Source organism: Flavobacterium swingsii, assembly GCF_900111965.1.
In the GTDB taxonomy this organism is placed as follows: domain Bacteria; phylum Bacteroidota; class Bacteroidia; order Flavobacteriales; family Flavobacteriaceae; genus Flavobacterium; species Flavobacterium swingsii.
Map to the genome: position 1 here is coordinate 422,705 of NZ_FOJT01000004.1, position 14,954 is coordinate 437,658.

14 protein-coding genes are annotated in these 14,954 nt (G+C 31.4%); 2 read left to right on the top strand and 12 right to left on the bottom strand.

Translation table 11 applies throughout. The features are described from left to right. Positions 1–147: 147 nt before the first annotated feature. Positions 148–1,581 carry an asparagine--tRNA ligase gene (gene asnS, locus BM053_RS09020; protein ID WP_091476591.1) on the top strand — a complete coding sequence of 478 codons (1,434 nt, stop codon included), beginning with the start codon at positions 148–150 and terminating at the stop codon, positions 1,579–1,581. 81 nt (positions 1,582–1,662) lie between these two features. Next, on the top strand, positions 1,663–3,129 hold the full coding sequence (gene rpoN, locus BM053_RS09025; RefSeq protein ID WP_091476593.1) for an RNA polymerase factor sigma-54: 1,467 nt from the start codon (positions 1,663–1,665) through the stop codon (positions 3,127–3,129). Positions 3,130–3,588: 459 nt separating this feature from the next. On the opposite strand, the gene BM053_RS09030 is transcribed toward rpoN, so the two are convergent. The 12 genes from BM053_RS09030 to BM053_RS09090 all read right to left on the bottom strand — a co-directional run bounded on the left by BM053_RS09030 (position 3,589) and on the right by BM053_RS09090 (position 14,345). Then, on the bottom strand, positions 3,589–3,960 hold the full coding sequence (locus BM053_RS09030) for a hypothetical protein (protein WP_091476595.1): 372 nt from the start codon (positions 3,958–3,960) through the stop codon (positions 3,589–3,591). 287 nt (positions 3,961–4,247) lie between these two features. Next, a complete protein-coding gene (locus tag BM053_RS09040; RefSeq protein WP_091476599.1) occupies positions 4,248–4,913 on the bottom strand; it encodes a hypothetical protein in 666 nt (221 codons plus the stop codon). Positions 4,914–4,937: 24 nt separating this feature from the next. Next, positions 4,938–6,104 (bottom strand): transglutaminase domain-containing protein, encoded by a 1,167-nt coding sequence (locus BM053_RS09045; RefSeq protein ID WP_091476601.1) that lies wholly within the window; start codon positions 6,102–6,104, stop codon positions 4,938–4,940. Between the two features lie 35 nt (positions 6,105–6,139). Continuing rightward, a complete protein-coding gene (locus tag BM053_RS09050) occupies positions 6,140–6,544 on the bottom strand; it encodes a hypothetical protein (RefSeq protein WP_091476605.1) in 405 nt (134 codons plus the stop codon). Between the two features lie 283 nt (positions 6,545–6,827). Then, positions 6,828–7,226: a hypothetical protein gene (locus tag BM053_RS09055; protein WP_091476608.1), complete on the bottom strand. Its 399-nt coding sequence runs from the start codon at positions 7,224–7,226 to the stop codon at positions 6,828–6,830. A 172-nt stretch (positions 7,227–7,398) separates the two neighbouring features. Then, positions 7,399–8,799: a Sau3AI family type II restriction endonuclease gene (locus BM053_RS09060; protein ID WP_091476611.1), complete on the bottom strand. Its 1,401-nt coding sequence runs from the start codon at positions 8,797–8,799 to the stop codon at positions 7,399–7,401. Continuing rightward, positions 8,783–10,069, bottom strand: coding sequence for a DNA (cytosine-5-)-methyltransferase (gene dcm / locus BM053_RS09065; RefSeq protein WP_091476613.1), 1,287 nt, complete (start codon positions 10,067–10,069; stop codon positions 8,783–8,785). The genes BM053_RS09060 and dcm overlap by 17 nt, the downstream gene beginning before the upstream one ends. Next, positions 10,059–10,367, bottom strand: coding sequence for a helix-turn-helix domain-containing protein (locus BM053_RS09070; RefSeq protein WP_034098013.1), 309 nt, complete (start codon positions 10,365–10,367; stop codon positions 10,059–10,061). The genes dcm and BM053_RS09070 overlap by 11 nt, the downstream gene beginning before the upstream one ends. Before the next feature lie 253 nt (positions 10,368–10,620). Then, entirely contained in the window at positions 10,621–11,160 is a 540-nt protein-coding gene (locus BM053_RS09075; RefSeq protein ID WP_091476616.1) for a hypothetical protein, read from the bottom strand. 290 nt (positions 11,161–11,450) lie between these two features. After that, the gene (locus tag BM053_RS09080; RefSeq protein WP_091476619.1) at positions 11,451–12,071 is read right to left on the bottom strand and encodes a DUF4276 family protein; all 621 of its coding nucleotides are present in this window, start codon (positions 12,069–12,071) and stop codon (positions 11,451–11,453) included. 3 nt (positions 12,072–12,074) lie between these two features. After that, entirely contained in the window at positions 12,075–13,457 is a 1,383-nt protein-coding gene (locus tag BM053_RS09085; protein ID WP_244148517.1) for an AAA family ATPase, read from the bottom strand. Positions 13,458–13,619: 162 nt separating this feature from the next. Beyond that, positions 13,620–14,345 (bottom strand): Abi-alpha family protein, encoded by a 726-nt coding sequence (locus BM053_RS09090; protein ID WP_091476623.1) that lies wholly within the window; start codon positions 14,343–14,345, stop codon positions 13,620–13,622. Between the last annotated feature and the right edge of the window lie 609 nt (positions 14,346–14,954).

Below are 14,954 nucleotides of genomic sequence, written 5' to 3' on the forward strand. Positions count from 1 at the left end.
ATAACTTTATAGCCCCGATAGAAGTGGAAATCCTTTTGATTTTTCCTTTAAAAAGCAAAAGATTGTAACGGATAGCGGGAAAAAGCTTCTGAAAATTATAACAAATCAATTATATTTGCAACTATATATTACAATTATCAAATTACAATGAAACATACAAGAATAAAAGACTTACTAAATAGTACAAAAACGCTTCAAGAAGTAAATGCAAAAGGTTGGGTAAGAACTTTTAGAAACAATCAGTTTATAGCATTAAACGACGGTTCGACGATACATAATATTCAGTGTGTAGTCGATTTTGAAAACACGCCAGAAGAAACCTTAAAAAGAATTACAACTGGAGCAGCAGTTTCAGTAACAGGAAATTTGGTAGAAAGCCAAGGTGCTGGACAAAAATATGAAATACAAGTAGTTAAATTAGAAATTCTGGGAGATTCTGATGCTGAGAAATTTCCAATGCAACCAAAGAAACATTCATTGGAATTTTTGCGTGAAAATGCACATTTGCGTGTTCGTACCAATGCTTTTGGAGCGATTATGAGAGTACGTTCGGTACTGTCATTTGCGGTGCATAATTATTTTCAAGAAAAAGGTTTTGTGTATGTAAATACGCCAATTATTACAGGTTCAGATGCTGAAGGTGCTGGAGAAATGTTTAAAGTTACCGCTTTGCCTTTCGATAACACACCAAGAACCGAAGACGGAAAAATAGATTACAAAAAAGATTTCTTCGGAAAAGAAACCAATCTAACGGTTTCAGGACAATTAGAAGGCGAAACTTTTGCGATGGCTTTGGGTCAGATTTATACTTTTGGACCAACATTTAGAGCCGAAAATTCAAATACTTCTCGCCATTTGGCTGAGTTTTGGATGATCGAACCAGAAGTAGCTTTCAATGATTTGAATGATAATATGGACTTGGCGGAAGATTTTATTCAGTATGTGATTAAATATACGATAGATAAATGTCAGGACGATTTAAAATTCCTAGAAAGTCGTTTGACAGAAGAAGAAAAGCAAAAACCACAAGCAGAACGTAGTGAAATGGCTTTGTTAGAAAAACTAAATTTTGTTTTAGAAAACAATTTCAAACGTGTTTCTTATACCGAAGCGATAGATATTTTAAGAGATTGTGCTCCAAACAAAAAGAAAAAATTCAACTATATTATTAACGAATGGGGAGCTGATTTACAATCAGAACACGAACGTTATTTAGTTGAAAAACATTTCAAATGTCCAGTAATTTTGTTTGATTATCCAGCAAATATCAAAGCATTTTATATGCGTTTGAACGAAGACGGAAAAACAGTTCGTGCGATGGATATCCTTTTTCCAGGAATTGGAGAAATCGTAGGGGGTTCACAAAGAGAAGAGCGTTTTGATGTTCTTGTCGAAAAAATGAAAGCCTTAGGAATCGATGAAGAAGAATTGTGGTGGTATTTAGATACACGTCGTTTCGGAAGCGCCGTTCACTCAGGTTTCGGACTTGGTTTCGAAAGATTGGTGTTGTTTGTAACAGGAATGACAAACATTCGTGACGTAATTCCTTTTCCTAGAACACCTATGAATGCAGAATTTTAATTGAATGTTGATTCGGTTAATCGTTAATTCGATTAATCGATTAAACAAATAAACGATTAACCGAATTAACGATTAAACTCAATGCTCAAGCAGTTTCTAAATTTCAAATTATCTCAAAAATTATCTCCACAACAAATCCAGTTGATGAAGTTAATTCAATTGCCTACGCAAGCTTTCGAACAACGTTTGTTGGAAGAAATGAACGAAAATCCAGCATTGGAAGGCGGTGATGACCAAGAAGAAATTTACGAAAAAGATGAGTTTGACAACAATGATGAATACGATGATTATGACGACAATGAGAATATTGACTCTGGCGACATAAATATAGACGAATATTTAAGCAACGACGAAACACCAGATTACAAAACCCAAGCTAATAATTATAGCGATGATGATGAAGATCGAGAATCACCATTGTCGGCACCAGTTAGTTTTCATCAAGATTTAATCAATCAATTAAATACTTTTATCTTGACTGATGAGCAGCGTGATATTGCGGAGTTTCTTGTGGGAAGTATCGACGATATGGGTTATATTAGACGCACAATACAAGATATTGTCGATGATATGGCGTTTACACAAGGTATTTATACCGATGAAAAAACAGTCGAAAAAATACTACATATTGTTCACGAATTAGAACCTTCAGGTGTAGGAGCAAGAGATTTGCAAGAATGTTTGTTGTTGCAATTAAAGCATAAAACACCTACTGAATCTGTTGCTTTGGCGATGAATATTATTCAGGATCAGTTTGAAGCTTTTACTAAAAAACATTACGACAAATTGATGTTGAAATTTTCAATTTCGAGAGAACAACTCAAAAACGGAATCGACGAAATTGAACGATTAAACCCAAAACCAGGTGGCGCTTATACAGGAAGTAACAAAATGACAGAGCACGTTGTTCCTGATTTTGCTATAAAAATTGTAGATGACGAATTAGAATTGACCTTAAACGGAAGAAATGCGCCCGAACTTCATGTTTCGAAAGATTATCAGGACATGATGAAAACCTACAAGGATTCTAAAGATAAATCGACAGCTCAGAAAGATGCTGTTCAGTTTATCAAACAAAAATTAGATTCAGCAAAATGGTTTATCGATGCTATAAAACAACGTCAGGAAACATTGTATGTTACGATGAATGCTATCATGCATTTTCAACGCGACTATTTTCTTGATGGAGACGAGGCGAACCTAAAGCCAATGATTCTAAAGGATATTGCCGATATGATTGGGTTGGATATTTCGACCGTTTCTAGAGTTGCCAATAGTAAATATGTAGATACACCTTACGGAACCAAGCTAATTAAAGAATTCTTCTCGGAAGCGATGACCAATGATCAAGGCGAAGAAGTTTCTACTATCGAAATTAAAAATATCCTTCAATCTGTCATTGCAGAAGAAGACAAAAATAAACCTTTGCCAGACGACCAATTGGCTGATATTCTTAAAGAAAAAGGCTATCCTATTGCCAGAAGAACCATTGCAAAATATCGTGAGCAATTGGATATTCCTGTGGCGAGAATGAGAAAAAAAATGTAATTCTATTTCCCTGAATAAGCTTTGGTAAATCATTTTATTTAGAGGGGAATCAAACACATATGATTAACACAAACCACTATTGTCGTGGGGTTGTGACACACAAAGAGAAAAATGAGTTTTTTGCTGCGTGTTTTGCCGTTTCTATTGCACAACGTTTCTCATTCTTTTTTACAGGGATTTGACAAGTGTTAAACTCATAAACATAAAAAAAAATCGAGCTTCGCTCGTATTGAGTTTTGTTGCGCCAGTTTTTGGATTTCATTTTCCGAATCGATATGACTTTATTTACCCATTCGTATTTTTATGAATTTTCACTAACGTCTTGGCACTACAGCGGGTTTGGGACTAAATTAAGCCCTATCTTCGGATTTGCCAAATCATCCCAAATACAAAACCATCTTTCCATTAAGCCCAATGCCCAAATCCGTTGTAGTGGCTGTTACCTGCAGGCTTTTTTATTTATGGTTTGCTTATTTCTTTTTTGCTGTAATAAATTAAAATATCACTCACAATTTTGTCAAAGTCAGTTTCGTTAAAATATAATTTTGAAAGCTCGATCATTTCGGCAATTGAACTTCCTGATTCAATTCGCCAAAAATTCACTTCGTCAATTTCATTTCTGTTTTTAGCGTCAATTTTTTCAAGTGTCAAAGGTGAACCAAAATATTCTTTTACTTCTTTAATAAAGTCTGTAATTTCATTTAGGTTAAATGTTGGCCAATCATTCATCGCTGTTAAAAACAGTTCGGCAATTTGCTTTATTTTGTTGCTTGTAGTATGAAGTTCGACCAAATCATAAAGTTCCAAATTTGTCGTGATTTTGTTTTCCATCGTGATTTCTTTTAAGCTTGCAGGTAACGATAGGGGGATTTGCGAAGGGATTTGCTTTTGCAAATCTCTGGTTGGAGGAAGTCCGTTTTCGGGCTTTCCGACGCAAATCCCCCTATCGTTGGAGGAAAGCCGAAGGATTTTCTCCAACGTCCCGCCGGCTTTGTCGCCGTTGCGTAAATTTAGCTAAAACTTTCCAAGTACAAAACCCAGATTGGAAAAAACGGAGTTTTTTCCAAAGGAAGCCCAAGCCTAGCAATGGCACAAAACCGCTGTTGTGTGCTGGTTTTTTACATGAAATTTTTTTGATAATTCATTAGTATATTATTAAATTCTTCTTCTTGTTCTAAAGTAAACTTTTTGTTCTCTTTTTCTGCTATTAAAGCAATAACATGGCTAGGTATTACTTCGGTTTTCTTTAATACCATTGAGATTTTTGCTAATAGAAATAAAATATTTATATCTTTTTCATATAGTAGATTTGCAAAAGAAAGAATTTTATACCCTTCATCTAGATTTCCAATATTGATTTGTTCAGTTGCATCAAACAAAGCTTTATCACTTGGTTTCATCTCTACTTTTTTGATTTCACTTTTACCAAAAGGTTCGTGTTCTTGAGGAGAAAAGACATTTGCAGAAATATCTTTATAATTTTCATTGAAATATAAGATTGTTTTAAATTTTAAATTTTCAAATTTTAGAAAATCAATTTCCCATTTCTCTTTTTGCTTAATGAATTCATTTAGTTTGTCAAAAAAACCATTTATTGCATATTCTATAACCTCATTGCTTGTGTATGAGAAATGTGTTTTATAACTAAAGAATTTCCATTCCTTGAATTCAAATAAATAACTTTTGTTATTAGTTTTATGAATGAAAATATGTAGTAGAGAACTCATTTTTATTTGCCAACTTTCAGAATTGAATTGATTTTTGTCTGTAATTTTTATTATCATTTTTCATAACGTTTTTAGTTAATACTAAATTCTAGAAACCATACTATAAACAGCAACAGTTTCATAACCACCTTTTCTGTATCGTTTAACACAAATTTGAATTTTCTTTCCTTTTGGTTTGTGTTTTATAGAATATACGCTGTCTTTTTTAGTGAATTTAAGCCATTTGTTATTATCTATCAATACTATTTCATGAGCATAAAGGGATTTAATCTGAAAATTTAAAGTGTCTGTTTTAATTAGGTTTTTGGTGTAAGGTAAATTGATGAATTTTAAAGATGGGTCAGAGGTTGAATATGTTGGGACAAATTTAGTGAAATTGTTGTCTATTGCTTCTTCAAATATTTTGTTTGAATCATAACCAATTTTAAAAAAATCACTCATTAACCAGGGCATTGTTTCATATTTTTCTAAAGTAATTAATTTACCTGTTTTTTGCCATTTCTCTTCTTCTGGGAAATGAGAAAAAATAAACTCTTTTGGATTTACGTCAAACCAATAGGAATCAAATTTTTTCACAGAAACTAACTTCCCTTTTCTTGTTATCGCGGGTCCTTCACTCCAAGTAACATCGAATAATTTCCATTTTTTTTCTATTTTAACTGCATTCCAAGCATGGTCAACTTTTTTGAATTTGTCTCCAATTTTATAACCATATCCTTTTGCGTACCCTGTTACTTTTTCAGCTTCAAGACCAGCTTCAACACACATTGATTTGAATAAACTACTAAAATCATCGCAAACTCCTTTTCTGTATTTTAAAATATTTGCATCTGAATAAGCTTTATATTTTCCTGTGTTATAAGCATAATCATCATAGTTTATGTTTTTGGTAATCCAAACGAAAATGAGGCGTGTTTTCTCTAAATCAGTTTTGGCCGGAGCAATTAAATATTGAGTCAATGTTTTAATGTCTTTTTCGTATTCTTTTGGAGTATTTCTTGCGTAGGTGTCAAGAATATAAAATTTGTCTGGTTTTACAACTACTGGAATTGTTTTTTTAACTGAAATTGTAGATTTCTTTTTGGGAATAGATTTCTTTTTCGGATTTAAAATTCGGTCAACAACATCACTATTTTTATATTCCTGAAAAATTTCAATAGTACTGCTAGAAAAAACATCTTTTGAGTAACTAAAAGTTGAGATTAAAACTAATATTATGGAAAATTTAAATGTTATTAGTTTACTCATAATTAAGAATGTTTAATATTACTGTTGTGTGCAGATTATTCTTTTAAATCATTACTCATTTCGAACTGAAAAATTACACCTTGCTTTTTTTCTGCAAGCATGAACATAAATAGGCTGTTTTCCAATTGATTTAATACATAATAATTGACGTTACTACTGTCTTTCATATACCACATTCCATTTGGCTGTTTGCTAACAAATGATAGCCTTTTTGCTACACGCTCAAATTCATTGGTTGTATATAAGATTTCAATACTTTTCAGAAATTGGTCATAAATAATTTCAACATCTCTAGCCCATGGTTTTATAAATGAATTACTAGAAGCATCTGTGACCCTGACGTAGCAGTAATTAAAATTATAGGTTTTAATATCCTGTTTTGTTTGTCCTTTAACGTTGTAACACAGAAAAAGAAAAGTTATCAAAATTATTCTTGTCATATTTTTACGATTTTGTTCGGTTAAACTAGCACACAACGTTCCGCGGCTTGGCGCAGTAGCGGCTTCGTGAACGATTATTTTCTTGCTAATATAAGATTTTCCAGCGGAAAATCGAACGTGATGCTTATTGTAAATTTAGCTATTGAGCCAAACCGTTGTTAGCGGTAGTATTATTTGACTCGCTCATATGTTTTTGTTTCATTACCACAAACAGTCTCCCATTCTGAGCCATCTTTAAATTCAACCTAATGCCCAAATCTCGTGTAACGGCTGTTGGCGGTAGTTATTTTGTTATTATTTGATCATTTTCCCCACTCCAAGAAAGAATTTTATAATTTACATTTGGCTCTTTTTCAATTTTTGTTATGTCATTAGTCAAAGTGGTTTCATACCAATTTCCATTCTTATTTGCAATGACCCAAAATATTTCTTCATTAGTAATTTTTTCAATTAACATTTCAAGTTCATCAATATTATCAACTGAATATGACGAATTTGGAATATGATTTTGAATCCATATTGAATTATCTTCTGTAGTTCTTATTGCAATTCCGCCAATTTCGGCTGTATTTGAATTTTTACAATGAATCAATAAAAAATCATCATCAGTTTCATCTTCAAAATTCAAACTTGGAAATTTAAGAAGAATCTCAATATAAATATTTTTTGAAAAATTGTTCATTTTTATGTCTGTTGTATAATTACCGCCAACGTTCTCGCGCTACAAGCAGTTTGGGATTAAGGAAGCCAAATCTTCGGATAAACACAAATCTTCCAAATACAAACCAATTTTTCCATTAAGCCAAATGCCCAAATTGCTTGTAGCGTGTGTTGGCAGTAGTACCTATCGGTTTCTATTTCAGATAAATTTCATTTTTTACATAAGTATTGTTCAGCCAAAAACAATGTTTAGTGTATTCATTTTGCTTTGTTAATTTGTCTTTTTTCGGCAGTTCAAAAGTGTCGGAAGAATCTTTTGCGTGAGGACGAACGTGAGAAACAGAACTAAATTTCTTGCTAGGAAAATTCGTGAAACGAATTTCCTTGCCATTTTTGTTAGTTTTTATTTCTTTTACAATTTCGCCTTTCGCAACAATTTCTTTTGTTTTTGTCCAAACTTTTTCGGCTTCTAATATGTCAAGATATGGCATATTCCAAAATTTAACTTTCTTCAAAACAAGTTTTTTGTTTTCGAATTGAAAGAATACAAAAAGGAATTTATGTTCTAAAACATCTTTGAAATCAGATTCTTCCCAATCTTCATTTACAATTTCTTCGTATTTAAAATTTGGAAATGAAATATCTTCTTTTGGTAAATCATTTTCTTTTAAACGAACTGTTTTTACAATAATTTCTGCTTTTTCAAATTCTTCAATTTCTTTATCAAGTTCAATTCCGAGAATTGCTTTTGTTAAATTTGCGTAAAAACTTTTAGCTTTTGTATTGATTTTGATTTTCAGAGTTTTTATAATTTCTTCTTCCGTTTTTCCATAAAACGGTTTAAATTTAGAAATTACAATTTCTTCAATGGTTTGTTTTTTAGCAACTTGAACGTTTGGAATTAACTTTCCATAAATTTCTTTGCTTTCATTTGCAATCGAGGCAATTATATGATTTACATAACCTTGCTTAAAAGAATAGGCTCTTTGTTTTGCTGGTATTTCTGAAAAAGGTTGTTTTCTAACCGACAAAGCATTTGCGCCTTTGGTGCAAGCTCCAAGATAAAAAGTGTCGCCTTCTGAAAGTTCGTGTGCTTTTCCTTCGGCTATTTTCTTTGTGATTAATTCCCAATCTTTCTTGATAATTTCTAAATCTGTGGATGGAAAACTCCATTCATCAACAAGTTTTATCAAATAGTCCAAAATATCAAAACCCGCTTGGTGTAAATAGAATATCAAAAGAATGCTTGCATTCTTTTTGACAAAATCACTATTTTCAAAATTCTGATTAACAACATTAACGTAGTTAATGATGTTTAAAACTAATCGCTCTTTAGAGCGATATTCATTGTTTTTTAATTGTTTTAAAGGTGAAGATTTTAACTCCATTCCAATTTGAGCAAAATCTGCTTCTGCTAATGAGTTTGGCTCATATCCAAAATAAAATTTCTCCAAAACTTGTCCAAAGTTTCCCTTTCCTGAATAGGAATGTTCTAAAATTTTTGCATCACAAACTTGTCTTAAAGATTTTCCTTTTAGTTTTTTTGCATACTCAATTATGGAGTTTTTATCGCTTGGATTATACGGTAACTTCATTATTTATTTTTTGGTTTAATGCGACACCTATTTTTTCTATAACTCCAACAACCAATGCGTTACCCATAAAAAAAGCACGTTTTGTGTCTGTTACTCCGTCAAATTTTGTGTGATTATCTGGAAACATATTTAATCTCTCCAATTCAACTGGCGATAATCTACGGTAACCTTTTTCAACTTTTATAACGTGTTTAAATCTAGATGCGGATTTTCCGCCTTCGCCCGTTATTATTGTTCTTGATGGTTTATCTAATGAATCTGGAAAAATCATTCCGCCTTCACTATAATTGTACTCAAAACCTTGTGCGTTTTTGCGCATTTCCTTTTTTGCACCTTTTAGATAAAACCATTTGTCTAATTCTTCTTCTTTTATGTAGAATTCCTCGGTTACTTCTCCGTTTTGAATTATGTCTTTTAAGATTGTGAATTTGTCTTCGTAACTTGGTTTTGTTTTGATTGTCGTAACAATTCCATCAATCATTATTCCCGTATTTTCAAACATTCCTTTTTTGCCGTTTTTGTTGAAATTTTCTGAAATATCAACAATATCTCCTTTGAGTTTAAATTCGTTTGGGAATAAAATATCATCGGATTGAACAGGAAAAGCGTTTGCTAAAGTTCCATCTTTTAGAATCCAATCTTTTGAAGTTGTTTCTTTTATTTCGTTATAAATCGTAGAATCTTTTAAATAAGCCAAAATGAAAATTCTTTTTCTTCGCTGTGGCATTCCATATTCTGATGCGTTTACAACTCGCCATTCAACGGCATAACCCAAGTCGTTTAGACTTTTTAGAATTATTGCAAAATCTCTTCCTCGTTGTCCTGATGGCGAAATCAAAAGTCTATCCACGTTTTCAAGAAACAAATATTTTGTTTTGTTTTCTTTTTCGCTCAAAATTTTGTGAATGCTCCACCATAAAACGCCTTTTTTTCCAATTAATCCTTTGGAATTTTTTAGCGTTGTCGCAACCGAATAATCTTGGCAAGGAAAACCGCCAACTAATAAATCGTGATCAGGAATTTCAGTAACTTCTACGGTTGAAATGTCTTGATTGCAATGACTTTTTTTGTCCCAACGAGTTTCATAAACCATTGATGCGTGTTGCACTTTGGTTGACGGTTCCCACTGATTACTCCAAACTACTTCGTAAGGACTTTCGAAATTTTCTTTATAATTTGATGATGCAGATTTGTTATTCCATCCTTCTAAACCAAGTCTAAAACCACCAACTCCTGCAAACAATTCGACTACTTTTATTTTATTTTCCATTGTGAATAGTTTTTAGGTATAATGCTTTTTCTTCGGCTACTTTTAGAACTTCTCCAATATTTTCTTCATAGAGAATTGTATTAGCGATTTGATCGCTTAACCAACTTGTGATTAATTTATTTTTGTCTAAATCGTAAAATTCAGCAAATTTTTCAACTTGTTCTTTTGTTGGTTTTCTTTCTCCACGCTCAAATTTGCTTATAATCGCTTGATCAATTTCGAGTGCAGAAGCAACTTGTCTTAATAAAAGACCTTTGCTTTCTCTTTCAGTTTTTATAATATCTCCAAATGTTTCCATAAGACAAAATTTGTTTTGACAAAAATAGTCAAATTAATTTTAGAAACAATTTTTCAAGGATTTATTTTTTCAGATTTCTCGTTTTCTGCAGATTTTTGGGGGTATTACTGCCAACGTTCTGGTACTACAGCGGGTTTGGGACTAAATTAAGCCCATTCTTCGGATTTGCCAAATCATCCCAAATACAAAACCAACTCTCCATTAAGCCAATTGTCCAAATCCGTTGTAGTAGCTGTTAGGCGTTCGGTTTTTATTAATCATTATCTAAGAATAATTTCCAGTATTCAATATCCATCCAATTATTATCATTTTTAGTTTTATTTAAAAACAATTCTAATTCAGTTTCTGAAATCGGATTTTTCTCTATTTTAACTGGATTTTGTCTGTTGATTGATAAAATCTTTAAATCGTTTAAGATTGATGAAAATTTTTCAATTGAAATTGCAATGTAATTTTCTTCCCATTGCCCATTATCGTGTTCAGAAATAAAAACTGGCAAGTTTGGATTTTTAATATCGACAAATATTGGGTCATCCATATTATCTGTTGCAATTACAATCCAATTCTTTTTCCAATCTCCATTACTATTTCCGACTAGCGATTTTCCATTTTCTGTTACGCTGTATCCAATTTGTTCTTTTTCAATATTTTCTAATTTGAATATATTTATTTCGCTATAGCCAATTGAGACATCTTCTGCTTTTGAAATGAATTTTTTGAAATTTTCATTCTCGAACAATACATTTAAATTTGGCTTTTCGTTGCTATTAAATAGTTTACTGAAAATATTCATTTATTTTTCGTTTAAAATCAACATTCTTATTGCATTCTGTTCGGTCAAACTGACGCCTAACAGGCGGGCGCTTGACGAAGTCGCTTGAGATTTTTTCAAGCGTCGAGTTAGGCGAAGTGCCCGCCTGTTAGGTGAAATGCTTTCGGGCATTTTGCCTAACGTTCCCGCGCTACAAGTAGTTTGGGACTAAATTAAGCCCATTCTTCGGATTTGCCAAATCTTCCAAATACAAAACCATTTTTCCATTAAGCCTAATACCCAAATTGCTTGTAGCGTGTGTTAGGCGATGTTTATTCGGTTCTAGTATTTGTAACTTCTCTATAAAATTTATCAAAAGATTTAGATTTAGTTCTGGATATATTTGGATCTATATTTTTATAAATTTTGACCCTATTTCTTCTGTTTTTTATATCTATATCCGATTTTAGTTTTGAATGAAGCCATTGACTAGGATTAGGTATTTCTATATCAACATTTTCAAACTCCTCGACCAAAAGTACAGAATTAAAATTTTCATTATTTCTTAAGGAGATTATATCTGCACATATCCAACTTTCAAAAGTTCTATCAGCAATAACAACTACAATGCTCTCAGGCAGAATTAAACTTCCATTTTGTTGTGATTTAATAAAATCGTTGCAGTTTTGTGTTACAATTTCTTTTAGTTCAACACAATTATTAACCAATCCTTCTCGTAAAGCATCTCTATAATCTAGACTGATTACAATCTTTTTTGGAGCATAGAGTTTAATTATAGATAATAATTCTTCATGCGTATTTTTCATTATATTGCCAATTCCTCCAGCATTTACGATAGGCACGTAATATGGTGTATTTGGTATTTTTGATAATATAGAAGGGAATGAATCATATTCACAATGACCCTCAACAATGAGTCCTAAATCTACCATATCTTATATTGATTTAGGCACGCCATTTAATAATCCTTTTGTCCAAAGGCTACCAATCTCTCCCATTGTAATATTTTCTTGACGAACAATGTCTTTTATTTTGTTATAATGAGTTCCTGTTTCATCTCTTTCAGTAATTAATAATTCGTTTGGTTTTAGACATTCTAAAACTTGTTGTGAATGAGTTGTCAATATAACCTGAATATTCTTTTGTTCAATTGTACCTCTGATATGTTGCATCAAATCTTTTACCGCCCATGGATGTAAACCATGCTCTGGTTCTTCAATTAAAATGGTTGAGCCTTCATCATGTGATTCTAAACATAATAAAATAGCTAAAGCTCTTAAAGTTCCATCAGATGCTTCCCAAGATTCTATAGGTCTTCCATCAAATATTTCTTCAAATACTAAATATTCTTTACCAGCCCTTAATGTTTCTGAATATACTTTGGTGAAATATGGAGAAATGTTACACATTGTATCAATGATTCTATTCCATGCAATCTTATTATCTTTTACAAACTTTTTAACAACGTTTGGAATATTATCTCCAGAAGTACTAACCTTATTTGTATTTGAAATACTTTGCTCTTGTCTTAATTCATTGATAAATAAATCATATCTCGATATTGATTTCATATCTTTAACTAATTTATTTAAATGTTGGCTAAAGTTTATTAAATGTCTATCAGTCGATAGTAAAGATGTCTGTTCTTGATGGTTTCTTATATTGCCTATTATGTTATCTATTAAGGTATCTACTTTTTTTATATTGATATCCTCAGAAAAAATCCCCCTTAAACCAATCCAATTAAGTAAAAGCCTTAAATTATCGGAATTTAATTCAAAATTTGTTTGGTATTTGAATTTATCTCTTGAATTTCTATAAAAACAAATAGAAGAATCTTTATAAGTGAGAAGAGTTTCTTCGTTAAGTTCTTCTTTTTCCTTGTTTTTAGAACTACTAATATTGCTATTATGCTCTAAATGATATGCTAATAAAAATACAGAATTTAAACTTAATTTTTCTTGACTTATTTTTATATTATTACCCCTTAATTTTTTAACAGTGATAGAATATTCTGCTATTAAGTTGCCATATTCAGTTGGCCATTTTTTTGGAGGGTTAATTTTAAATTCTAAATTTAATTTTATTTCCTTGCCTTTTAAATCTTTATATTGTTTTGGTAAAATTTCATCAAAGCCTCCTCTATTATAAATAGCATCTAATAGGCCATATTGAGCAATATCAGATATAAAATCAATAGCTTTAATTAAATTACTTTTTCCCGTTGAATTTGCTCCCACAATTACGGTTAATGGTGATAGGTCAACTTTACAATGTTGAATACTTCTAAAGTTTTCAACTTCAATTTTATTTATCATATTGTCATTTTTCTTTAAATATCGCCTAACGTCCCGCCGGCTTGGCGAGGTTTGGGACTAAATTAAGATTTGTTTTCAGTTTATCACTACTTTCCCAAGTACAAAACCAACTTTAAATTAAACACAAAACCCAAATCTTGCCAAACCGCTGTTATAGGACGTTTATCTTGATATCCATTCTATAAATTCTTCTCCAAATTCAGTAATGTTATAAGAAATCATTTTAGTAGATAATACAGAACTTTTAATTGATGACATTCTTGTACTATATGTATAATCCAAATCTCTATGATGTTTTATACCATTTATAGTTATGAGGTTCTTATCGCTCAATAATTTCCATATCAAATCAATATCTAATTTGAAAATACATTCATCGCTTACGTTTGTATCACCAGTTGTTTCCAATTGATTTAGATATTTTTGCCATAAGACTTTTTTTCTGTCTATTATCTCAATATGGATTTGATATGAATTCTTCTTTAATTCAGCTAAATATTTTATTTCATCAATTGTTATAATATCAAGAGTTGAGATAAATAATTCACTGCTGATTGAGGATCCATGATTTATCAAACTATTTGTTAGGATATTAGCATAACATTCTATTTTTTCATGGTGTCTAGTCTTAATAACAGAGTTCATAGACTGAATTAACAAATCATAAAATTCTTCTGATTCACTTATTTTGATTATAACTTCTTGATTTTCAAGTTCACTAATTCTTTTATCAAGAATTGAAAGAAATGATTTTAATCTTTCTTCCCTCCATATAGATCCTTTAGCTGATAATAAGATATCCAAAGAGCCTCCAATATATGGAATAAAGTTTACTAACGCTCTAAGAACATTACTATCTTCATATTTTTCTAAAAGATTTCTATCCATACTGAATTCGTATTAAATGTCCTATAACGTCTTGGCACTACAGCGGGTTTGGGACTAAATTAAGCCCTATTTTCGGATTTGCCAAATCATCCCAAATACAAAACCATCTTTCCATTAAGCCTAATGCCCAAATCCGTTGTAGTGGCTGTTATGCGGGGGTTGTTTCTAGCAAGTATTCCTAATTATTACTCGATTTTCAGCCTTATCTTTGCCGACTAAAAACCTAATTCTTGCCTAAATCTTGGCTAAATTTTATTCCCTTTTTTCGTTTCAATTTCACAATCAAAACGATTGTTTATTTTTATTCGCAATGAAACTCAATATTTATGTTTCAGTTTCTTAATCCAATTTAAACCTCCAATTTTCAAGTTCCGTTTTTCAGATTCAGCTTAGAAACTCCGAAATTCAAGTTTGCTTTTCAAGTTTCTGCTTTTTCAGATTCAGTTTAGAAACTCCAATATTCAAGTTCTGTTTTTCTAGTTTCTGATTAAAAACTCCAATTTAAAAACCCAATTTTAAGTTTCTGAATCTAGGTTTTATGAGCAATTGAATTGTTGCTAAATATCTGATTTTAACCGAAATGCTCTTTTTTCAACTCCCGCATAACGT